Source organism: Kribbella caucasensis, from assembly GCF_004361855.1.
GTDB classification, from domain to species: Bacteria; Actinomycetota; Actinomycetes; order Propionibacteriales; family Kribbellaceae; genus Kribbella; species Kribbella caucasensis.
This window is the reverse complement of sequence record NZ_SNWQ01000007.1, coordinates 132145-154387: the sequence shown is the minus strand read 5'-3', so window position 1 is coordinate 154387 and position 22243 is coordinate 132145. Positions and strand designations below refer to the sequence as shown.

The 22243-nt window shown below is 67.8% G+C and carries 15 protein-coding genes; 5 read left to right on the top strand and 10 right to left on the bottom strand.

Going from position 1 to position 22243, the window contains the following annotated elements; genetic code table 11:
* Positions 1–3: 3 nt before the first annotated feature.
* Positions 4–2697 carry an exo-rhamnogalacturonan lyase family protein gene (locus EV643_RS16375; protein ID WP_133800934.1) on the top strand — a complete coding sequence of 898 codons (2694 nt, stop codon included), beginning with the start codon at positions 4–6 and terminating at the stop codon, positions 2695–2697.
* A 424-nt stretch (positions 2698–3121) separates the two neighbouring features.
* On the opposite strand, the gene EV643_RS16370 is transcribed toward EV643_RS16375, so the two are convergent.
* From EV643_RS16370 to EV643_RS16350, 5 genes are all read right to left on the bottom strand, one after another.
* Entirely contained in the window at positions 3122–3883 is a 762-nt protein-coding gene (locus EV643_RS16370) for a YebC/PmpR family DNA-binding transcriptional regulator (protein WP_133800933.1), read from the bottom strand.
* 33 nt (positions 3884–3916) lie between these two features.
* Positions 3917–4552, bottom strand: coding sequence for a pyridoxal 5'-phosphate synthase glutaminase subunit PdxT (pdxT, locus tag EV643_RS16365; RefSeq protein ID WP_133800932.1), 636 nt, complete (start codon positions 4550–4552; stop codon positions 3917–3919).
* The gene (locus EV643_RS16360; protein ID WP_133800931.1) at positions 4549–5136 is read right to left on the bottom strand and encodes a DUF6891 domain-containing protein; all 588 of its coding nucleotides are present in this window, start codon (positions 5134–5136) and stop codon (positions 4549–4551) included. Before EV643_RS16360 ends, pdxT begins: the two co-directional genes overlap by 4 nt.
* Entirely contained in the window at positions 5133–6038 is a 906-nt protein-coding gene (gene pdxS / locus EV643_RS16355) for a pyridoxal 5'-phosphate synthase lyase subunit PdxS (protein WP_133801136.1), read from the bottom strand. The genes EV643_RS16360 and pdxS overlap by 4 nt, the downstream gene beginning before the upstream one ends.
* Before the next feature lie 85 nt (positions 6039–6123).
* On the bottom strand, positions 6124–7479 hold the full coding sequence (locus EV643_RS16350; protein ID WP_133800930.1) for an aminotransferase-like domain-containing protein: 1356 nt from the start codon (positions 7477–7479) through the stop codon (positions 6124–6126).
* A 149-nt stretch (positions 7480–7628) separates the two neighbouring features.
* Here EV643_RS16350 and EV643_RS16345 point away from each other — a divergent pair, with 149 nt between their 5' ends.
* Both EV643_RS16345 and EV643_RS16340 read left to right on the top strand, forming a co-directional pair.
* The gene (locus EV643_RS16345; protein WP_133800929.1) at positions 7629–8132 is read left to right on the top strand and encodes a hypothetical protein; all 504 of its coding nucleotides are present in this window, start codon (positions 7629–7631) and stop codon (positions 8130–8132) included.
* A gap of 198 nt (positions 8133–8330) precedes the next feature.
* Positions 8331–9986: a bifunctional 3'-5' exonuclease/DNA polymerase gene (locus tag EV643_RS16340; protein WP_133800928.1), complete on the top strand. Its 1656-nt coding sequence runs from the start codon at positions 8331–8333 to the stop codon at positions 9984–9986.
* Here the strand turns inward: EV643_RS16340 and EV643_RS16335 are convergent.
* Together EV643_RS16335 and EV643_RS16330 are read right to left on the bottom strand one after the other, a co-directional pair.
* Positions 9968–10948 (bottom strand): sigma-70 family RNA polymerase sigma factor, encoded by a 981-nt coding sequence (locus EV643_RS16335; protein ID WP_133800927.1) that lies wholly within the window; start codon positions 10946–10948, stop codon positions 9968–9970. The two genes, EV643_RS16340 and EV643_RS16335, sit on opposite strands and share 19 nt — an antisense overlap.
* On the bottom strand, positions 10945–11433 hold the full coding sequence (locus EV643_RS16330; RefSeq protein ID WP_370452290.1) for a hypothetical protein: 489 nt from the start codon (positions 11431–11433) through the stop codon (positions 10945–10947). Before EV643_RS16330 ends, EV643_RS16335 begins: the two co-directional genes overlap by 4 nt.
* 87 nt (positions 11434–11520) lie before the next feature.
* Between EV643_RS16330 and EV643_RS16325 the strand changes: the two genes are divergently transcribed.
* Together EV643_RS16325 and EV643_RS16320 are read left to right on the top strand one after the other, a co-directional pair.
* Positions 11521–12315 (top strand): S-methyl-5'-thioadenosine phosphorylase, encoded by a 795-nt coding sequence (locus EV643_RS16325; RefSeq protein ID WP_133800926.1) that lies wholly within the window; start codon positions 11521–11523, stop codon positions 12313–12315.
* Entirely contained in the window at positions 12312–13367 is a 1056-nt protein-coding gene (locus EV643_RS16320) for an NAD-dependent epimerase/dehydratase family protein (protein WP_133800925.1), read from the top strand. Before EV643_RS16325 ends, EV643_RS16320 begins: the two co-directional genes overlap by 4 nt.
* Positions 13368–13661: 294 nt before the next feature.
* On the opposite strand, the gene EV643_RS16315 is transcribed toward EV643_RS16320, so the two are convergent.
* From EV643_RS16315 to EV643_RS46700, 3 genes are all read right to left on the bottom strand, one after another.
* Positions 13662–13943 carry a hypothetical protein gene (locus EV643_RS16315; protein WP_133800924.1) on the bottom strand — a complete coding sequence of 94 codons (282 nt, stop codon included), beginning with the start codon at positions 13941–13943 and terminating at the stop codon, positions 13662–13664.
* A 1261-nt stretch (positions 13944–15204) separates the two neighbouring features.
* Positions 15205–15573 carry a hypothetical protein gene (locus tag EV643_RS16310; protein WP_133800923.1) on the bottom strand — a complete coding sequence of 123 codons (369 nt, stop codon included), beginning with the start codon at positions 15571–15573 and terminating at the stop codon, positions 15205–15207.
* Between the two features lie 2 nt (positions 15574–15575).
* Positions 15576–22232: an RHS repeat-associated core domain-containing protein gene (locus EV643_RS46700; protein ID WP_305000402.1), complete on the bottom strand. Its 6657-nt coding sequence runs from the start codon at positions 22230–22232 to the stop codon at positions 15576–15578.
* Between the last annotated feature and the right edge of the window lie 11 nt (positions 22233–22243).

Here is a 22243-nt window from a genome sequence, read left to right as displayed (position 1 = left end):
CGAATGGAAATCACCCGACGACAGATCCTGGCCGGAATGGCCGCCGTCCCAGTCGCGTCACTGCTGGACCCCCGTACCGCGGCCGCCGTACCCGCCGCCGTGCCTGAGGTGAAACTGACCTGGTTGGAGGGCCGGCCGGAGACGGCGGCCGTGACGACCTGGGGTACGCCGTGGCCGCGGGGCGTGGTCGGCGCGGACCAGACGTTCGCGCTTACCGCGGCCGACGGCAGCGCAGTACCGATGCAGAGTTGGCCGACGGCCTACTGGCCCGACGGTTCGCTGAAGTGGAGCGCCCACGCGATCGCCGCGGGGACGCCTGCTCACACGTACACACTCGGACCCGGTACGCCGGCCGCTCCCGCGCATGGCGTCACCGTCAAGAACGAGAAGAACTACGTCGACGTCGACACCGGCGTGATCAAGGCCCGGATCCGCAAGGACGGCCCCGAACTCATCAGCCAGATCTGGCGTGGCGGCGTGGAGATCGCGCGCAAGGGCCGGCTGGTCAGTCTCAAGCAGGACAAGATCGAGGACGACGAGGAGAAGTCGGCCGAGCGGGAACGGCTGGAGAGCGACATCACTGGCGTCAAGGTCGAGCAGGCCGGTCCGGTTCGTGCGGTCGTGCGGATCGACGGGCGACACGGCAAGGACGGCGAGGCGTGGCTGCCGTTCACGGTGCGGCTCTACTTCTACGCAGATGCTGAGAACATCCGGATGGTGCACACATTCGTGTACGACCGGGATGGGCAGCGCGACTACATCGCCGGGCTCGGCGTGCGGTTCCGGGTGCCGATGCGGGACGCGGCGTACGACCGGCATGTGCGGTTCGTCGGCGAGGGCCACGGGATGCTGGCCGAGGCGGTCAAGGGGATCACCGGGTTGCGCCGCGATCCGGGTGCGGTGGTCCGGTCGGCCCAGGTCGCGGGGACGAAGCTGCCCGATCCGGCGACCTGGGACCAGCGGGTCACCACGCGGTTGCAGTACATCCCCGAGTGGGGCGACTACACGTTGAGCCAGCTGACCTCGGACGGCTTCACGGTGAAGAAGCGGACCGCCAAGGGATACGGCTGGATCCCGGTCGATCAAGGCAAGCGCGCCTCCGGCCTCGGCTACGTCGGCGGGGTCAGCGGTGGTCTCGCCTTCGGGTTGCGCGACTTCTGGCAGCGACACCCGGCCCAGCTCGACATTCGCGGCGCCGCGACCGAGGAGGCAGAGGTCACAGTCTGGCTCTGGTCGCCCGAGGCCGGCGCGATGGACACGCGGTTCTACCACGGCGGAATGGGCCAGGACACGTATCCGGAACAGCTCGAAGGTCTGAACATCACCTACGAGGACTACGAGCCCGGCTTCGGTACGCCGTACGGGATCGCGCGGACCAGTGAGCTGACCTTCTGGGCGCTGGCCGCGACCCCGACGGCCGAACGGCTCGGCTCGATGGCCGACCAGGTCCGCACTCCCCCGCAGCTGATCAACCCGGTGGACCAACTGGTGACGACGAAGGTCTTCGGCGGACTGGTCACGCCGGTGGACCGGTCGCATCCGGCGAAGCAGGCGATCGAGGACCACCTGGACTTCCTGTTCGACTTCTACCGCGGTCAGGTCGAGCAGCGGCACTGGTACGGGTTCTGGGACTACGGCGACATCATGCACACGTACGACGAGGACCGGCTGGTCTGGCGGTACGACGTGGGCGGGTACGCGTGGGACAACTCGGAGCTGTCACCGGATCTGTGGCTCTGGTACGCGTTCCTGCGGTCGGGCCGCGCGGACATCTTCCGGTTCGCCGAGGCGATGACGCGGCATACCGGTGAAGTCGACGTGTATCACCTGGGGCAGTGGGCCGGGCTGGGGACGCGGCACGGCGTACAGCACTGGGCCGACAGCGCCAAGCAGCAGCGGATCAGTACGGCGATCTATCGGCGGTTCTACTACTACCTCACGGCCGACGAACGCACCGGCGACCTGCTGTCGGAGCTGGTCGACTCGGATCGGACCTTCCTGGTGCTGGATCCGATCCGGAAGATCCGGACTGAGCCGTACACGCCCGATCCGCGCGCGTTGTCGATCGGCCTCGGGACGGACTGGAGTGGGCTGGCCGCCGCGTGGCTCACCGAGTGGGAACGTCAAGGGCCGAAGGCGGCGACCGCCAAGGCGAAGCTGCTCGGCACGATGGAGACGATCGCGGCGATGCCGAACGGCTTCGTCACCGGTGGTGGACTGTACGACCTGGAGACCGGGCGGTTCGCGCCGGTGACGGCGAAGACGGTCAGCGTGTCGCACCTGAGCGCGATGTTCGGTCAGGTGGAGATCTGCGCCGAGGTCATCGACTTGGTCGACATGCCCGCCTTCGAGGCGGCCTGGTTGCAGTACTGCCGCCTCTACAACGCCACCCGGGCCGAGCAGACCGCCGAAGTCGGCGCCCACTTCGGCAACCTGATCCTTCGCCAAGGCCACGCCCGGCTCACGGCGTACGCCGCCGTCCGCCTCAACAGCAACGACCTGGCCGCCAGGGCCTGGCGCGAGTTCTACACCGGTGACGGCTACGGCCCCAACCTTCCCTGGACCGCCGAGCCCATCACCTCAACCCTCAACCCAACCCAATCAGCCAAGTGGGTCTCCACCAACACCACCGCCCTCTACGGCCTGGCCGCAATCCAAACCCTCGCCCTGGTCGGCGACCAAATCGTCAACCCCTGAGACGCCGACGCGGCTCCCACCCTGGTCAGGCGGGAGCCGCGTGCGGTGTGGATCGGCGGTACTAGTCCCCGATCCCCTGCTGGGCGGCCCGTTCGGGCTGAAAATAGGGGTGGTTGCCCGCTGATCCCGCAGCCCGCCAGGGCACATCCGCCAACGCAGTAGCACGGTAACGAATTGCCAGCGGCGGCACGCTGTGGGTCGACGCCACCAACGCCAGGCCCGTCCGCCTGGACTTTCCGGGCAGGTCCGGCACCGAGAGCCTCACCTTCAGCGAGTACAACCGGATCAAGGAGCCCAAGGCGCCGCCGGCCGCCCAGGTGATCGACAGCGAGGGCCTCGCCAGGTAACCCGTGAACAACAACTGGAGGGCTTGGACAGGTCCTGTACCTGTTCAAGCCCTCCACATGTTGTTCACACCCAGGGACTAGCCGACCTCGGCCATGACGTCGTCGGAGACGTCGAAGTTGGCGTAGACGTTCTGCACGTCGTCGCTGTCCTCGAGTGCGTCGATCAGGCGGAAGATCTTGCCGGCGCCCTCGGCGTCCAGCTCGATCGTCAAGGACGGGACGAACGACGCGTCAGCCGACTCGTAGTCGATGCCGGCGTCCTGCAGGGCGGTCCGGACCGTGACCAGGTCGGTCGCCTCGCTGATCACTTCCCAGGACTCGCCGAGGTCGTTGACCTCCTCGGCGCCCGCCTCCAGCACGGCCTCCATCACGTCGTCCTCGCTGAGCGTCTTGCCGTCCTGCTCCTTGGCGAGCACGATCACGCCCTTGCGGTTGAACATGTACGCGACCGAGTTCGGGTCGCCGAGCGAACCGCCGTTGCGGGTCATCGCGGTCCGGACGTCGGCCGCGGCGCGGTTGCGGTTGTCGGTCAGGCACTCGACCAGCATCGCCACGCCGTTCGGGCCGTAGCCCTCGTACATGATCGTCTGGTACTCCGCGCCGCCGGCCTCGGCGCCCGAGCCACGCTTGACCGCGCGGTCGATGTTGTCGTTCGGGACCGAGGACTTCTTCGCCTTCTGGATCGCGTCGTACAGGGTCGGGTTGCCGCCCACGTCGCCGCCGCCCATCCGGGCGGCCACCTCGATGTTCTTGATCAGCTTCGCGAAGAGCTTGCCGCGCCTCGCGTCGATGACGGCCTTCTTGTGCTTCGTGGTGGCCCATTTCGAGTGGCCTGACATGGCGAACCCAACCCTTCTACAGCTGCTACCGACTCAGAGGTCGCGGACCAGCTCGGCGAAGTAGCCGTGCAGCCTGGCGTCCCCGGTCATCTCCGGATGGAACGACGTGGCCAGCAGCCGATCGTGACGAACCGCGACGATCCTACTGTGCTCTGCCTCCGGCCCCACCCTGTCCCACCCAGTGTCAGGGCCCGACCTCACCGTCGAGAGTACCTCCACCTCCCGGCCGACCCGCTCCACCCACGGTGCCCGGATGAACACAGCGTGGTACGGCGTGTCGAAGGCGGCGAAGTCCAGGTCCGCCTCGAACGAGTCCACCTGCCGGCCGAACGCGTTCCGCCGGACCGTGACGTCAAGCCCGCCGAGCGTCTCCTGCCCGTCGATCCCGCCGGTGATCTCGTCGGCCAGCATGATCATCCCGGCGCAGGTGCCGAACACGGGCATCCCGTCCGCGATCCGCTTCTGCAACGGTTCGAACAGCTCGAACGCCCGGGCCAGCTTGTCCATCGTGGTCGACTCACCACCCGGCAGCACCAGAGCGTCCACCTCGGCCAGCTCCGACGGACGCCGTACCGGCCGGGCCACGACGCCCACCTGAGTCAGCATGGCGACGTGTTCGCGCACGTTCCCTTGCAGCGCGAACACCCCGATCACCGGCTTGCCTGTCACAGGGCGCTCCGGCGTTGCCAGGTGATGGTGACCTCGATGCGGCCCTCGTCGAAGACCGCGGGGAGGTCGTGGTCGTTGAGGAGCGCCAGGACGTCCTCGAGCAGCGGCTCCCCGGGCGCGACGTTGGCCGAGTCCGGGTGCCAGATCTTCAGCTCGAGCATGCCGAAGTCGACCGCGTGCCAGACGTCCGTGTCGGTGAAGAACACCAGACCTTTGGCATCCGCGGCAGCCTCCAACGCCTGCCGGGCGGCGTGGTGGTCCGACGTGTACCGAACCACCACCAGACCGCGCGACTCCAGCTCAGCCAGTACGGCGTCCAGTCGGTCCGGGCCGGTCTCGGTCGGCCAGGTGCTCGCGTCCTCGGCCAGGTCGGACTGCGCCTCGCCGATCAACTCCGGGACCAGCGTGCCGGCGTCGGCAGACGGCGCATCCTCCTGCACGGCCTCGGTCAACGCGGCCGTCACCGCGGCGCGGTCGGCGTACCCGGACCGCACCAGGACGCGGGCGAGGCCGCGCAGCTCCCTGGCCGTCCGCCGGTCGACGGTCGCGAGATCGGCCGGATCCGGCCCTGCTGTCGGCGTCACCAGCCGCGCTCGGCGAGGCGGTGCGGCTGGGGGATCTCGTCGACGTTGATGCCGACCATCGCCTCGCCCAGGCCGCGGGAGACCTTGGCGAGCACGTCCGGGTCGTCGTAGAAGGTGGTCGCCTTCACGATCGCCTCGGCGCGCTGGGCCGGGTTGCCGGACTTGAAGATGCCGGAGCCGACGAACACGCCCTCGGCGCCGAGTTGCATCATCATCGCGGCGTCAGCCGGGGTCGCGATGCCGCCCGCGGTGAACAGCACCACCGGCAGCTTGCCGAGCTGGGCGACCTCCTTGACCAGCTCGTACGGCGCCTGCAGCTCCTTCGCCGCGACGAACAGCTCGTCCTCGGGCAGGTTCTGCAGCTTGCGGATCTCCTGCCGGATCTGCCGCATGTGGGTGGTCGCGTTGGACACGTCACCGGTACCGGCCTCGCCCTTGGAGCGGATCATCGCCGCGCCCTCGGTGATCCGGCGCAGCGCCTCGCCCAGGTTGGTCGCACCGCAGACGAACGGCACGGTGAACTGCCACTTGTCGATGTGGTTGGCGTAGTCGGCCGGGGTGAGCACCTCGGACTCGTCGATGTAGTCGACGCCGAGGCTCTGCAGCACCTGGGCCTCGACGAAGTGACCGATCCGGGCCTTGGCCATCACCGGGATCGAGACGGTGCTGATGATGCCGTCGATCATGTCCGGGTCGCTCATCCGGGACACGCCGCCCTGGGCCCGGATGTCGGCCGGAACCCGCTCCAGTGCCATCACCGCGACGGCGCCGGCATCCTCGGCGATCTTCGCCTGCTCCGGCGTCACGACGTCCATGATCACGCCGCCCTTGAGCATCTCGGCCATGCCGCGCTTCACCTTGGCGGTGCCGGTCTGGTTCTGGGTGGTCGGGTTCTCGGTCACTGCTTCCTCCTGGCTTTCGTCCCAGCTGCGTCCCACGGGAACCAGCCTAGGGCGCGGACCCGCCGTACATTCAGTCCACCTCGGATCAACTGGACTGAGCCAGCGCCGTACCGAGCCGGGAGACCACCAGCCGGAGCGTGGCCGGGGGCGCGGTGAACGGGATCCGCAGGTGCCGCCGGTCGGTCCCGTCGGGCGTGAACAGGTCGCCGGCACCCAGCAGCAGGCCCTGCTCCCGGGCCGCCTCCAGCACCCGCCGGGCCCGGACATCGGTCAGCTCCAGCCACAAGGTCATCCCACCGGTCGGCGTCGGCCAGGCCACCCCGGGCAACGTCTTCAACCCGGTCTCCAGAGCGGCCAGGTTCGCCCGCAGCCGGGTCTTACGCCGGGAGATCACCCTGTCCAGCCGATCGAGGATCGCCAGCGCCAGCAGGTCGTCCAGGGCGCTCGGCGAGGTCACACTCAACTGCGCGGCGGTGTTGATCCTCCTGCGCAACTGCCGTCCCGTTCGCACCCAGCCAACTCGCAGCCCACCCCAGACCGTCTTGCTGAGCGAGCCCACACTCACGGTGCGCGGGTAGCGGCTCAGCGGGTCGGCCTGCTTCCCCCCGGCGAGCCACAACGGCCGCATGGTCTCGTCGCTGATCAGTGCGGCTCCGTACTTCCGCGCGATCTCGACGACCGCCGTACGACGGTCTGACGGCAGGCTCAACCCCGTCGGGTTGTGGTTGTCCGCCTGCAGGTAGATCACGCGGGGTTTGTGGCGGCGGCACAGATGCGCCAACTGATCCGTGTCCCACACCCCGGCCGGCCAGCCGACCACGTCCAGCCGGTGGTTGCGCAGCAGGTCGAAGGCGGCCGGGTACGTCGGGGTCTCGGTGATGGCGACTCCGGGACCGAGATCCAGTCCGGCCAGGGCCGCGTTGAGTCCAGCAGCCGCGCCGACGGTGAGGGTGAGTTGCCCCGGTTCGGTCGGCACCCCTTCGACGGTCAGCCGCTCCGCAAGCGCAGTACGGAGCTCGAGAGATCCACCCGGTGGTGGGCCGTCGCCACCCATTGCCTGCGGCAACCCATCCGCGATGATCTGCGCGGCGACCTCGGCAACGTCATGCGGAGCGGCCGTGGTCGCGAACCGCAGATCCAGCACCGGCTGATCCCCAGCCGTCACCGTCGACGCAGGCGCGATCGGATCCAGCAATCGATCGAGCGGCCGCACATGCGTTCCCGAACCGCGCCTGGTCTCCAGGACCCCGTCCGCCCTCAGTTGATCCAAAGCCCGTACGACGGTGACGCGGCTGACCTCGAGTCGTTCGGCCAGGACGCGTTCGGACGGCAGTCTCGAACCGATCGAGAGGTCGCCGCGCTCGATCCGGCGCAGTACCAGCGCCTCGACCTGCTCGGTCTTCGTCCCGTCCGCCGGGTCCAGATCACTCCCCCGCCACATGAGTCCAGTCTTCCACAACTGGCCTGACGGGCTCGTCGCCGGGTGGCGGATGAAGCCACTCTCATCAACCCTTCACGGTGCTCTCATGCTGGCCGCCGAGAGTGTTCCGTGAGCCGGCCGGAAGGGCCGGCCAGACCACGGAGGACATCATGAAACGCTCCATCATCGTGGCCGGCGCGGGCACCCTGGCACTGGCCGCCGGCGCGTTCACGGCGCCGGTCGCCCACGCGGAGGAACGTGTCTGCCGCGGCACCCTGGGTGCGGTCACCGTCGACAACGTCCGGGTCCCGGCCGGCGCCAGCTGCGTGCTGAACCGGACCACGGTCAAGGGCACGGTCAAGGTCGAGCGGACGGCCAAGCTCAGCACTGTGGCGGCCCGGGTGAACGGCAACGTCCAGGCCGAGGGCCACGCCCACGTCTACCTCTACGCCAGCACCGTCGGCGGCAGCGTCCAGCTCAAGCAGGGCCGGACCGCGTCGCTGCGCTCCAACCAGGTCAAGGGCGACATCCAGTCGTTCACCAACCGCGGCACGCAGAACTTCAGCTACAACCGCGTCAACGGCAACCTGCAGTGCAAGTCCAACATCCCCGCGCCGACCGGCACCGGCAACATCGTCGGCGGCAACAAGCAGGACCAGTGCAGCCGCCTCTGACCCCAATCCACCTTGAGCACCCACCAGCCACCTCCTGACCCACGCGGCGACCGGCCGGTGCCCAAAGTGCGCGGAGAGGCGGACCTTGGGCACGGGGTGGTCGTCCAGCGGCGGGAAATGTGGCTGGTGGGTGCTCAAAGTGCGGAGGCGCGGACCGCTCTGCGTGGAAAGGTCGGTGCCGGGTGTCAGGATGCGGGTGTGGACGAGAGGTGGGCGATCGCGCCGGTTGCGGGAGGTGGGGCTGAGCTGGTCGCGTTGCGGGCTGACGGCCGGCCCGCCGGCGCCGTACTGCGGGAGCCCGACCTCGCCACGTCCGTCGTGTCGCGGCCACACGTCAGTCGGTGGGTGTGGCGGTCGACGGCCGAGATCTACCCGCGGTTGCTCGCGGCCGGAGTACGGGTGGAGCGGTGTTACGACATCGAGTGCGCGGAGGTGTTGCTGCTCGGGCATGAAGGGCGGCTCGGGGAGCCCCGGTCGGCCGCTGCGGCGTGGGCACGGTTGACGGGTGCGCCGGTGCCGGTGGATCCGCCGATGCGGGGCATCGTACCGGGTGAGCAGTCGTCGTTGTTCGAGCTCGAGGCAGAGCCCATCGCGTTCGAGGCGATGCTCGAGGTGTACGCCGATCAGGTGCGCCGGCATCAGGAATCGGAGTACCCGGATCGGATGCGGCTGCTGACCGCCTCGGAGTCGTCCGGGATGCTGATCGCCGCCGAGATGGACCGGGCCGGGTTGCCGTGGAGCGCGGAGACGCATCGGGCCGTGCTGACCGAGATGCTCGGCGAGCGGTTCGGCGGGACGGGTGAACCGCGGCGGCTGACCGAGCTGGCCGACCAGGTGTCCGCGGCGTTCGGGCGGCGGGTGCGGCCCGATCTGCCGGCCGATGTGCTCAAGGCGTTCAAGCAGGCGGGGTACCAGCTGACCTCGACCCGGCGATGGGAGCTGGAGACGATCGACCATCCGGCGGTCGAGCCGCTGGTCGAGTACAAGAAGCTCTACCGGATCTACACCGCGAACGGCTGGAGCTGGTTGCACGACTGGGTCCACGACGGCCGGTTCCGTCCTGGGTTCGTGCCTGGCGGGACCGTGTCGGGGCGCTGGGTGACGAACGGTGGTGGCGGGCTGCAGATCCCGAAGGTGATCCGCCGCGCGGTGGTCGCCGATCCCGGCTGGCGGCTGGTCGTCGCGGACGCGTCCCAGCTGGAACCGCGGGTGCTGGCCGCGATCTCGCGGGATCCCGGGCTGATGGAGGTCGCGGGCGATTCCGGCGATCTGTACAAGGCCGTGTCGGACAAGGCGTTCTCGGGTGACCGCGCGATGGCCAAGCTCGCCGTCCTCGGCGCGATCTACGGGCAGACCTCGGGCGACGGGCTGAAGAACCTGGCCATGCTGCGGAAGCGGTTCCCGCTGGCGGTCGGGTTCGTGGACGACGCCGCCCGGGCCGGCGAAGAGGGCCGCCTGGTCCGGACCTGGCTCGGCCGGACGTGTCCGCCGAGCGGTTCCCGGCTGGACGAGGCGATGCTGGAGGGACCACCCGCCGACGAGCCGCAGGTGGACGGCCGACATGCCCGGGCCCGCGGCCGGTTCACCCGGAACTTCGTCGTCCAGGGCAGCGCCGCCGACTGGGCGCTGTTGATGATGGCCGCGCTCCGGCAGTCCATCACGACGCTGCAGGCCGAGCTGGTCTTCTTCCAGCACGACGAGGTCATCGTGCACTGCCCCGCGGCCGAGGCCGACCAGGTCGCCACCGCGATCCAGGCCGCCGGCGACCTGGCCGGCCGGATCACCTTCGGCGCGACGCCGACCCGCTTCCCGTTCAGCACCGCGATCGTGGAGAGCTACGCCGACGCCAAGTGATCCGGCAGGCCGAAGCGGGCGAAGTCGGTGATCTCGAAGGCGGTCAGCTCGGCGATCAGGCCGTCCTCGATCCGGAACACGTCGAAGCCGAACGGCCGGTACAGCGTGTCGCCCGGGACGCGCAGGTATCCCGCGAGCGCAGGCTGACGGTTGACGCCGGTGACCACGAACCGCCAGTCGCCGCGGTTGTCCGGTCCGCCCGGTTCGAAGTTGGCCGCCCAGACCTGCTCGGCCACGTCCCGCCCGAAGAACCAGAACGGGTACGGCGGCATCGTGATCCGCACGTCCTCATGCATCAACGCGGCCACAGCCGGAGCGTCCCCGTTCTCAAACGCTTCCATGTACTTCGCGAGCAACGCCTGCTCCTCCGCGGTCGGATCCCCGGAAGGAGCCCACTCGGTGCGATGCGGCGGCAGGTGGTCCCGTAGTACCGGGCGGGCGCGTTGCAGGGCACTGTTGACCGAGGCAACAGTCAGGTCGAGCAGTTCGGCGGTCTCCTTCGCCGGCCAGCCGAGCACGTCACGGAAGATCAGTACCGCCCGCTGCCGCGCCGGCAACTGCTGGATCGCGGTGAGGAAGGCGAGCTCGATCGTCTCCCGCTTGATCAGCTGCGCATCAGGCTCCTCGGCCCGGTCGAGGACGACGTCCGGGATCGGCTGCAACCACGGCAGGTCGTCGCGGGCCGGGAGTGCTTCCTTCGGGAACGACGCGGGCTCCAGCTGATGTGGCAGCACTCGCTTCGGCCGGCGGGCGTCGTCTATACAGGCGTTGGTCGCGATCCGGTACAGCCAGGCGCGGAAACTCGACCGCCCCTCGAACTCGTCCCGGGCGCGCCAGGCCCGCAGGAACGTCTCCTGCACCATGTCCTCGGCGTCGTCGAACGAGCCGAGCATCCGGTAGCAGTGCACCCGAAGTTCGTGCCGGTGCTTCTCCGCCTGCTCGGCGAACGCCTCGTCGATCAACTGCCGTCCTCCAGTTCGATCGTGGCCGGCATCGGCGCGTGCCCGGCCAACCGGAACCAGGTCACCAGCCGACGACGGCGCAAGTTCCGCGTCGACACCACGATGTCGTTGTGGAACCGCCGGGCCAGCTGAACACGCCGTACGGCGGCCGTCAGCTCTCCCGACCACGGTTGCACGTCCGTCCCGGTCGCCGCGATCGCCCGGGTCAGCGCGGACTCACACTGCTCGCGCTCGTCCTCCGTCGCGGTCCTGGCCCGATGCGCCGCGTCCAACAGCAGCAACGACGACGCAGGATCGAGCGCCCCACTGCCCGCCAGCTCGGCCACCAACGCCGACCGCCGGGACAGCTCCGTCTCCAGCCTGGCCCGGGCCGTCGCCACCCGATGATGCAACCGATCCAGCCGGCCCGCCGTCCAGCTCCCGTAGCAAACGAGCAGCAGCAACGTCATCGCGCCCACCAGCAGAAGCACCCCGGACAGTTCCACACCACCCATTCGACCATCGATTACGGAGCGCTGACGGTTCGGCTGGATCGGGTCACCGGACGGGTCGTCGCTTCTAGGGTCGGAAGCATGGCTGAGATCGGTGTGATCGGTGGTTCCGGCTTCTACTCCTTCCTCGACGGCGCTCGCACAGTGCCGGTCGAGACCCCGTTCGGCCCGCCGAGCGAGCCGCCTGTCGTCGGCCAGGTGAACGGCCGGGAGGTCGCCTTCATCCCCCGGCACGGCGCCGACCATCGGCTCCCACCACACCGGGTGAACTACCGCGCCAACCTCTGGGCTCTGCACTCGCTCGGCGTCCGCCAGGTCCTCGGCCCGTGCGCCGTCGGCTCGCTGCGCCCCGAGCTCGGCCCCGGCACGATCGTCGTCCCCGACCAGTACGTCGACCGCACCTGGGGCCGCGAGCACACCCTGTACGACGGTCCGCCGCGGCCCGTCGCGCACACTTCCCCCGCCGATCCGTACTGCGCTACCGGCCGGGCCGCTGTGATTGCCGCAGGCAACGGCTCCTTGGCTTCCAGCGGAACGATGGTGGTGATCAACGGGCCACGGTTCTCGACTCGCGCGGAATCCCAGTGGCATGCGGCCCAGGGGTGGTCCGTGGTCGGCATGACCGGTGCTCCGGAGGCGTCGATCGCTCGCGAGCTGGCGCTCTGCTACACGTCGATCGCGGTGGTCACCGACCACGATGCGGGGGTCGTCGCAGGCGAGGGTGTCACCCAGGCGGAGGTGTTCGAGGTGTTTGCCCGCAGCATCGACAAGCTCAAGGCGTTGCTTACCGACGTGATCGGTCAGTTGCCCAAGCCCGATACGGACTGCGCCTGCCGTCACTCGCTCGACGGCACGGCAGCGGAGAACCTCTGGTGAAGGTCCTGCTCACCGGTGGTGCCGGGTTCATCGGACGGCACGTGCGCACCCTGCTCGTTGCCGAGGGCCACGACGTCACGGTGTTGGATTCGCTCCGCTCTGACGTTCACCGCGAGACGGTCGTACTGGACGACCTGATCGTGGCCGACGTCCGGGACGCCGAGGCCGTGCGGAAGGCGTTGGCGGGTGTGGATGTGCTGGTCCATCTGGCGGCGAAGGTCGGGCTCGGGGTCGATCTCGACGACCTCGACGACTACGTCGGCAGCAACAGCCTCGGTACGGCGGTCCTGCTCAAGGAGATGGCGCACGAGAACGTCCGGCGACTGGTCTACGCCAGCTCGATGGTGGTGTACGGCGAGGGCCGGTACGAGTGCGCCGAGCACGGAGTCGTCGGGCCGGGACCGCGCCGGATCGCCGACCTGGAGGCGGGTAACTTCGAACCACCTTGCCCGCACTGTGGCGAATCGTTGCGGCCCGGGCTGGTCGACGAGGACGCCAGACTCGATCCGCGCAACGCGTACGCGGCGTCCAAGCTGACCGGGGAACACCTCGCCTCCGCCTGGGCCCGGGAGACCGGCGGCCGGGTCGCGTCGATGCGGTTCCACAACGTGTACGGACCAGGGATGCCACGCGATACGCCGTACGCGGGGGTGGCGGCGTTGTTCCGGTCCGCACTGGAACGCGGCGAGGCGCCGAAGGTGTTCGAGGACGGACGCCAGCGTCGCGATTTCGTCCACGTCCGTGATGTCGCCTCAGCCGTGACAGCTGCGGCGATCGCGGATCACCCCCAGGTCGCCGCGTACAACGTGGGGAGCGGAACGGTTCGGACGATCGGAGATCTGGCGGGCGAACTCTCGCGGGCCTACGGCGGTCCGGATCCGGTGGTCACCGGGCAGTACAGGCTCGGCGATGTCCGGCACATCACGGCGTCATCCGCGCGGATCCGACGGGAGCTCGGCTGGCGGCCACGCTACGACCTCGCCATGGGGATCGCGAATCTGGTCGGCCGACCGACCATCGATCGGCCTCCGCACCCGCTGCCGGCCAGCTGATGTAAGCAAAATCGGCAAGTACGGCGCGGCATCGGCTACCACGACGGTGTTGACCGGCAGGATGGTCGGAGCACGTGTATCGGGCGTCCCGCGAGGTGGGATGGCATTTGATTGCTTGAGTGGTCACGTGCAGTTCTGCGTGCTGGGTCATGTACAAGCTCCGGGAGCTTCGGGGCACCTCAAGGCATCAGATAGTTGTGGAGTGCTGGACGCAGACCTGAGTTGCTTCAGGCCGGTTCCAGCCGTCGGTCGACGCGCTCCTGGACCATGCGGCGATCTGCGAGACCCGCTGCCTCACCAGAAGCTGAACCACCGGCCTAGGAAGCCAACGGTCCAGCGGATGGCGTTCCCGAATCCCCGAGAGAGGCTTCGGTATAGGAACGAAAGCACCAGCGAGAGCAAGCCGTAAGCACCGATAAGCAGTCCCAGCACTATGACTGCGACCTGGACATCGACCGCGAAAGCGATGACCACGAGCAGCGCGACCAAGAGCGCTAGTCCAAACAGTGTGTCGCCACGATCCGGGGCGAGACCGAGGTTGCCCTTCGACTCGCCCGGATCGTCTTTGCTCGTCACCACTCGCCCCTAAGACCTCGCCGGAGTTTCCGACGATAGTGCCTGCGAGAGACCCCAGAGAAACTGGGTGGGGCGACAGCAGCTCTGTTTGAGACCTACCTGAAGCCCACCCACCACGCAGCCAGGCCAGCCACGAAAGCCAACAATAGGCCAGCGTAAGTCAAGGTACTGAACTTCCTCCACCATTGAGCATCCGACAATGCCAGCAAACCATTCAGAGAACCTCGCATACGCAGGACCGCAAGCCAGACGATCGTTGCTAGACCAATCATCGGACCTATCAGGCCAAATGCGAATCCCATGGCGTAGACAAGGTCCAGGGGCAGTGAGAACAGCCTTCCCAGCCCGATAGAAAATCCTAGTCCGACGATGAGAGCAGGCACGGTCCACAAGATCGCGTTCGGGACCATCCACGACAGCAAGACCTGCCTAGGCGTCGTATCTACACTTCTCACGTCATCGAGTAATGCTCGCTGCAGTTTGTCGCTCCCGTGGCCGTGACTTCTGGCACCTTGCCGCACCAACAGTTCCGCTAAACTTCGCGGCACGTCTCTCCTATTGCCAATCTCGCCCTCATGCAACGTACTCGCTCCACAATGTCCGAGATCGCCCCAATGGAGTCGCCGCTCCCACCGACTAATTCGGTGGTATCGCTTCTCAAACCGCTTGGCGCGATGCAGATATCACTTGTGTTGTTTGCCGCGTTTCGTCCGCACCTTTCTTGATCTTTCCACGCCAAACCTTCGACCCTGCCTTGGCACCTTTACCTGCATACCTCAGTTTCGTTCCCGCGCCAAAGCTTATTTCGCCGAGACCCTCCCACGCCGCAGCGCGGTAATTGCCCTTCCTGACATTCCGCGCCGTGTCGAAAGCACCCCAGGCGGCCAGACCAATCCCGCACATGAAGCATCCCATCACCACCTCAGCCGCCCAGCAACTCCGCACGCCGCGCCCTCGCGGAAGACCTACCCGCAGCCGCCATCGCCGGCCTATTCGACATGCACATCAACGCCGCCGTGCACTGGACCCGCCAAACCAAACCGACCGGACCACCTACATCGCCGAAGGAACGCGCCCGCCAGCACAGAACGCATGACCTAACGCCCTCGCCTGCGGGAATGGATTGCCAGCCAGCCAACACTCGCCCGCGGCGTCCTCAGGCGCGCCAATTCATGCCGCCAGGAGCGCTGCTCCTTCTAAATCTAAAAACAGCGTCTGCCACCTTCGGGGCCTGAGGTGCCCCGAAGGGGCAGTGAGGTCTCTACTTCCGCTTCTTGCTTCTCATCGGCACTGCGCTGTATCGGGAAACGACGGACTGGACGTACTCACGCGGGTCATCAGACCGCTTCGGTGGAGCACCATCGGTCCAGCGGTCGAAGAACGTTTCTACGCGCTCCCGCAGTTCGTTCAACTGAGGAGACGCAGCGACACCTTCGATCACTACCTCTTCGCCTGCGACGGAAAGGTGAACCGCGCGTCCGTTTGCGTCGGCCACGAAGACGACTTCGTCGATCGCCGGGTATTCAAGGTGGTCGAGCATGCGGCTGACTGAGTCATAGACATCTAGCCAATCGTCGTCGTCAAACAACAGGAGTGGTGGTTCCGCATCATGTCGCTCGGTGCCGCTCACAATCACAACCTGTCCCTCCAGCGCCTGTCAGTCTTGGACTGTTGCCATGGCCTGTGCCGTGCGATGCCGCCCTTCGCTCGACGGTGCCAGTGCACGATCTTCCAGCGGGAGTATCCCTTGATCCTGTGGCTGTGGAGACCGAAGCGGCGCGAGCCGTGTCGGAGGAAGTCGGTTCCTCGAGCGCCTCCCTTGCTGAAACGGACACCCCAACCTCGTGTGAGGCGGCTGCCACCCTGGAATCTCCATGCGGCTTTCCTTGCCGCGCCACCCCAGGCGGCACCAGAGAGAGCACCGAAAGCGGTGGCTCGGCCGAAGCCGCTCCAGCTCCAACTCTTTGTGCCAGCACGACTTGCTGCGTAGGCCCCGGCTGCGGCAGCTGCTCCAACCGCAATGCCACAGACAACTGAAGCACCACATGCGATGGCTCCTGCGATGCCTCCGACGATGGCGGCGCCCTTAAGCGCCTTACGCCACCAGGACTGACCCGTGACGTCGGACTGGTTTATCGGGTCGGTTGGATATGCGTAGGCGTTCGCGCCGCCGCCGTCGACCGGGTCGACCGTCGTGAAGAGCCCTGTGGCTTGGTTGTAGAGCCGAGAACCCATGAGTATTAGACCTGAGTCGGTGGTCGCGCGCTGCTTAGAGCCCAGCCAGCCGTAGTTCAAGACGCCGGTGCTTGTGCTGTTGGTCGAGTTGGGCTGCCCGTATTCGTCATAGCCGTTCCAGCTTGCGATTGCTGTCGCAGGCGTGTTGGGAGTCAAACTGACGGTCGTGACTGTGTCGCCATGATTGTTGGCGATTGTGAGGTCCCCGTGCCCGGCTTGGTCGACGGTGAGAGCGAGATCTGCACCGACCAGTTCGGTGTACCGCTGCGTGGTGGTCCCGTCTGTCACCCAGGTCGGATTGTCAGAGGTATCGCTGTAATGCCTCACTACCTGAACTGAGGTACTGCTGGTCGAGACTGTCTGAACGCTTCGTCGATCAAGCGCATCAAGCGTGAAAGCCGTGGTGGTGTCGGCTTGAGTGATGATGCGGGCTAGGTCGTTGTCGTAGTACCCGAGCGATATGTCCCCGTCGGTTGGCTTCGGTGCGTCGGAGGCGGGCAGGGTGGTCGTGCGGCCGAGCGCGTCATACACGTAGTTGCCTACACCGTTGGCACCGGTGACCGGCCGGTCGGCCGTATCGAACGCCCGTGCGATGGTGGCAGCGCCGGTGGTAGTGCAGGCGCCATCGGTTCCGCTGGTGGCGGTCGCCTTTGTGAGGCGGTTGTCGTTGCGGTCGAAGCCGTAGGTGCGGGTGACGCACGTTGCTGCGGTCGGATCGGTGATGTCGACCCCGGTGGCGGACGCGGTGCGGTCCTTGACAGTCACCAGCCGTCCGGCGTTGTCGTAGCTGTAGGCGCGGTCGTACGGGACGGCGTCACCGGGCGCATCGGCGGTGGGACCGGTGAAGGCGGCGCCATCGGGAGTCCACTCACGCGCTACCCGGCCGGTGACGTCGTTGTCGATCGACCAGGACAACCAGCCACCATTGGGGTCGACGGTGGTCGAGCCGTCCTCGTTAGTGGTGGTCACTTGGCCGGTGTAGCGCAGGCCGACGGGCTCGCCGGCGTTGTCGAGGTCGTTGTACTGGGTGATGCCGCCGGGTAGCTTCTGCACGGTCATGGACCCATCAGCGTCGTAGGCGCCCGTGGAGGTCCAGGTGGAGCCGGCAGTGGTGACCTCGACCTTGGTGGCCAGGCCGCGGCGTTCGGCCTTGCCCGCCGCGTCGGTGGCGTCGTAGGTGTAGGTGGTGGAGCCATTGGCGTCAGTCACCGTGGCGGTGCGGCCGGCTGCGTCGTACACGGTCGTGGTGACCTGTTCACCGGACGGCTGGTAGGTGGTTGGGCGGCCCCAGGTGTCGTAGCCAGTGGTGATGGTACCGGCGGTGGAGCCGTCTGCGTTCTTCGCCGTCACCACGGTCGGCTGGCCGGTGGCCGGGTCGTAGGTGGTGACCTTCTCGGTGTTCGGCGTCGAGCCCGCCAGGCCCGTGACGGTGGTCTTGGTGGACGCGGCACGGCCGTCGAGCAGGTAGGTCGTGGTGTTGGTGCGGGTCACCGCACCGGACGTCTCGACCACCGTCTTCGGCGCGAGCATGTAGGTGAAGCCACTGGTGGTGGTTGTCGGTAATGTGCCGGTGCCGCCCGAGGGCGAGGCGGCGGGCCCGGTCTGGCAGACCAGGCCGGCCCATTCCGGCTTGCCGCCGCAGGCCACGGGAGTGTTCGCGGCCGCGGTGTAGTAGACGGTCTTCGTGGTGCCGGCATCGGAACCGTTGGATTCGGGCTGCCGGGTCTCGACGGCGCGGCCTTCGGCGTCGTAGCGGGTGAGCTTGATGATGTCGGTGGCGGTGTCGATGACGCCGTTCAGGTTGACATCGGTCGCGGTCTTGCCGGCCTGGCTCAGGGCCCAGCCGTCGGCGTCGCCGTCAACAGGCGGGCCGTAGTTGGTTAGCGATTGCGCGGTCATCTCCAGATCGGCGCCGGTTCCGGGGTCTTGGGCCCAGGAGGTTTCCTTGGTGGCGAGCCGGTACGGCAGGGTCGTGTCGGGGTTGATGCCGGCGTTGGGGGCGTTCTCGTCGAAGGTGGTGTGGGTGTGCGTGCGGACCCACTTGACGCTGCCGTCCTTGAGGGCCGCGAACCGAGCGGGACCATAGGTGTCGGTGACGAGCGTGCCGGCCGGAGTGACAACCGTGATCTGGTCTGCGCCCAGGACGTCGTTGTTGTAGATCGTCAATGAGGCGAGCTGGTCGACGGTCGCACCGGAGGGCAGCTGGTTGTCGATGACCAGGCGGAGGGCGCGTTCGTCGAGTTCGCGGACCGTGTTGCCCTGGTCGTTGTAGTCGGTGGCGGTGTACTGCCAATCACCGGCGCCGTAGTTGGCGGTGTTGACCGTGTAGCCGGAGGCGTCGGTGTACTGCAGGTCGGCGTACTGCCAGTCACCCGAACCGGGTATGCCGGTGAGCTCGTGATCGGGCCCGAACACGGCGAACCCGTTCGTCGGGGCGGTCTTCTGGTTCCAGCGGGCCACAGAGGTCGCGGACAGGTCGGGCAGGCCGGTACCGGACAGCGGCACGTCGGGGGCGTAAACGAATTTGGCCAGGGTCGCGGTACCGCCCGCCGGGTCACCCGCGGGTCTGTCGCGTTTGACCGTGTCGAGCTTCTCGCGCTGATCGACACTGACGTAGTTCAACTGAAACGGCACCTGCCCGGCCGGCTTCACCGACGTGAGGTGGTTTGCGGCGTTGTAGCCGTACTCGGTGGACAGGTTCGACCGCGGGTCGGTGACCTTGGTCAGCCGGATCTCGCCCGTCTGTTCGTAGGTGTAGCTGGCGACCTTGATGGAGTCCATCCCGGCGCCGCCGGTCTTGTCCGGGTTGTAGATGTCCAGCCACGCCTCATTCAACCGGACTTGGCTGTTGATAGTGGCGTAGACGAACCGCAGGGCGCGGCAGCCGGGGTTCAGGGTCCCGTCCGCGGGGCAGGTGACGCCGGGCGGTGCCGGGGCGAGGATCCGCGTGATCCGGCCGGAGCCGTCGTAGGAGTAGGTGGTCTTGGACGCAACACCGGGCTCGGCGACGCCGGCAGCGCGGAACAGCGTGTCGGACGTCGCGGCCGGCGCGGCGGCCGGCGTCCAAGTGGTGACGGTGCCGTCGTCTTCGATGTAGGAGATCGTCGTCGACACTCCGGCACCGGTGACGGTGAGCCTGGAGCCGTCGAGCTCGGTCTCCTCGTCGGTCGGCACCCACGTGCCGGCCGTGTACGCCGCGGTGGTGCGGCGTTGCCCGGTCGGGGACTCATAGACCAGGGCGGAACCGTCGCCGTCGACCAGGGCGATGGTGCCGTCGACGCGGGTGGAGTCGACGACCTCGAGACCGGCAGCGCCGGCGTCCGCGCCGTCGAAGTGGGCGACCCAGCCGGGGCCGAAGACGCCGTTCACCGTGTTCGCGGGGCCGGCGTAGGTGGCGTGGGAGCGGGAGATCGACAGGCTGCCGGTGTAGCCGGGGACGGAGATGTCGGTGGTGTCGGTGTTGAACTCGCCGGTCCACAAAGCGACCTGGCCGGGGCCGGCCTCGGCGGTCGGGAAACCGTTGCCGAAGGCATGCGGCACCCGTTGGACGGTGGTGCCTGGGTTCTGCGACCAGCTGCACTGGGTGGAGGAGGCGTAGGTGAAGCAGACCTGGATGTCCAGCAGCGCCGGTACTCGGTCGTTCAGCGTCGTCGGTTCCACCTGCGGGGTGGACGGGTCGCTATCCAAGTGGGCGTCGGTGACCGCGTTCTTGGTGTTCCAGCTGGTCGACACGCTGACGCCGGCGGTGCCGTTGTCAGTCACGGGCAACTCGGTGCCATCCTCGTTCCAGCCGACGGTGTCGTACGCGCTGCCGCCGTAGCCGGAGACGCGCCAGCGCACCCTGGCGGTCGGGAGAGCGGACTGGCCCTTCGGCGGGCCCGAGGCCTCGATCTTGATCGTGTCAGTGCTCGTGACCCGCGGGTCAGCGGTCGGGGAGGTGATCCCGGAGCCACCCCAGCCGAAGCTGTGCGACGCGCTCCCGGACAACCGGCCGGCCGGCGACTCGGCCTGCGCGGTGATCCGATGCAGACCCGGCGTGTCCTTCCTGAACGTCACCGTCGTCTTGGCCAGCGCGGGATCGCTGGACGGGGTGATCTTGACCTGCCCCGCCGCGCCACCGATGAAGTTCGTCGCGACCGGCTTGCCGTCCACGGTCAGCCGGAGGTAACCGGGCGCGTTGAACCCGGTGCCCGTCGCGGTGACCGTGCACACCACATCGCTGGTGGGTTCGTTGTCCTGCCACGAATTGATCACATACGGGCTGGGGCACGAGATCACCGGCCCGGTCGGCTGCAGCGACCCGACCCGGACCGGGCTCCAGCCCGACCAGGCGGAGTCCTTGTGGCCGTCGTTGGCCTTCGCCTTCACGAAGATCGCGGTGTCCTCGGGCAGGTTCACGCTCGGCTGACAGCCCGCCGTACTGCCGGAGGCGTAGGTCGCGGACGTGCAGGTCGCCTTCAGGCTGCCCGGGCCCTCCGGGGAGGTGTGGAACTCGAAGACGTACTTCACCGTGTTCCCGTCAGCATCCGATGCCTTCGTGGACACCCACGGGTTCAGGTACGGCGAGTACAACGCACTCGAGCCGCTCGGCGGGGCGTAGGCGACAGCGGACACGAAGGTCGGGATCGCCGGCACCGCGGGCGCCCGGTTCCACGTCATCGTGATGTACGGGTCCGCAATCGCGACCGTGGAGTAGAACTTCTTGTACGTCGTCGCGTCCTGCTCGTTAGTCGCGACCAGCGCCATGCCACCGGTCGGGTACGTCGCGGTCGACCACGCTTGCGCCAGCCCCGTCATCGGGACCGTGATCCGCCCGCCCGGGCATGAGGCCGAGTAGCCCTTCGCCGACGACACCGACCCGTACGAGGAGCCCATCGCGGGCTGGTCGGTCCAGCGCGCCGCGGTCGTCGCCGCCTCCGCGCCCCGCACCGTCATCGAGGTCGGGGTGCAGGACAGCGACGAATGCTGCCACAGCGACAGGTTCGCCGAGATGATGTCCTTGCCGGCGAAGGTCGCGGTGGTGAAGTTCAGGAACGACCGGGCCCAAAACGACCCGTCGTAGCCGACCTGCAGATCCGTCGACGCCGACTGATCGGTGGTGACGCCGGAGCGGATCCAGGTGTCGAACACTGCCTTCGTCGTACCGGTCACGTAGGTCGGGTCCACCGTTATCGGGAAAATTCGCGACGAGTCCATTAACCACTCGCCCGGCTCGATCACCAGCGTCGCCCGACCGGCCGAGACCTGCTCGACGGTCACCTTCACCGTCACCCTGTTCTGCTGACCGTTCGGTGCGGAGTCCCACATGTAGCCGACCGGGATCCGGGACTGGACCACGTTCTTGGCGTCGACGAACTCGATCGTCCCATCCCCGAGCTGCCGCGGGGTGAGGCCTTTGGTGCGCAGCGGGATCCGCCATACCGGCGCGACCGCGGGGCGCTGCTTGACGATGAAGTCGTTCTCGAACCCGTTGCGGCGCGCGTCCAGGACCAGGTCCACGCCCGGCTGGACGTCAGCGTAGGTGGCCTTGGTGCCGTCCAGGGTCGGCTCGGGCAGCTTCCACGGCGCCAGCCACTCGACCTCACGGCCGGCACCCGAGTCAGCAGATGCGAACACCTGCCCGGTCGCGCTGTTGCGCTTGCCTAGCTTCAGGTCATATTGGTGTCCGCGCGGCGCGACCGTCCCGTCGATGCCCTGCTGCAGTGTCAGATCGATGTCGCGCCAGGCACCGGTCGTGCCCTTGAACCGGATCGGCGCGGCGTGCGCATCCGTGGTCATCGTCCCATCGGGGTTCGACCACGTGCTGGAGGTCTCGGTCCGCATCGACTCCACCTCGACCCGGGTGCCCTGCGCCCGCGCCGTCACCGCCGCCGACACCACATCCGGACGCGATACCACCGTCGCCACCGCCTGCTTCGGATCGTCCGCCAGTGCGGCCACCGCCGGTTGCCGTGCCTCCAACGCCGTCGCCACCAACGCCAACGACACCACCGCGGCAACGATCCGCGGGAACTTCTGAATCCGGGCACGCTGAGACCGATCCAGCACAAACACGGGCGACTCCC